Source organism: Mesorhizobium sp. M5C.F.Ca.ET.164.01.1.1 (assembly GCF_004792125.1).
GTDB lineage: Bacteria > Pseudomonadota > Alphaproteobacteria > Rhizobiales > Rhizobiaceae > Mesorhizobium > Mesorhizobium wenxiniae.
Genome location: NZ_SRTG01000230.1, coordinates 1 through 366 on the forward strand (window position 1 = coordinate 1; position 366 = coordinate 366).

Annotated in this window: 1 protein-coding gene; it reads right to left on the minus strand. The window is 63.7% G+C overall.

From position 1 onward, the window contains the following. Nucleotides 1-111: 111 nt before the first annotated feature. On the minus strand, nt 112-366 hold a 255-nt coding region (locus EN807_RS35960), incomplete at its 5' end, for a hypothetical protein (protein WP_189522679.1).

The following is a 366-nucleotide window of genomic DNA, read 5'->3' on the forward strand; positions in this document are numbered from 1 at the left end:
GCATGATTTGCCGAAACTATGGCATCGCGGCGCAAAGCGCGAATGCCTTGCGGGGAAGATCATGGTCCAACAAGGGGATAGCGAAGGGCCACACGCCTCCAACCTGACGTTTCAGCGCGCCTCGGCGACGGCCGCGTGCAGTGCCTCGGTCAGGTGGCCGGTGGATTGGCCGCCGGCATGGAGACGAAGGAAAAGCTCCATTCCCACCAGCCGAAGCCTCGAGGCCTGATCGCGCCTGGCGAGGTCGCTCAGGTCCGCGACCGAAGATGCCGGCCACTTCATCGCATCGCGCAGAAAGCCGCCATGCAACAGGGACTCGGTGCCGGCTGTGAAGTTCGCCGATACCTGGAAACCGTTCTTCCTGGC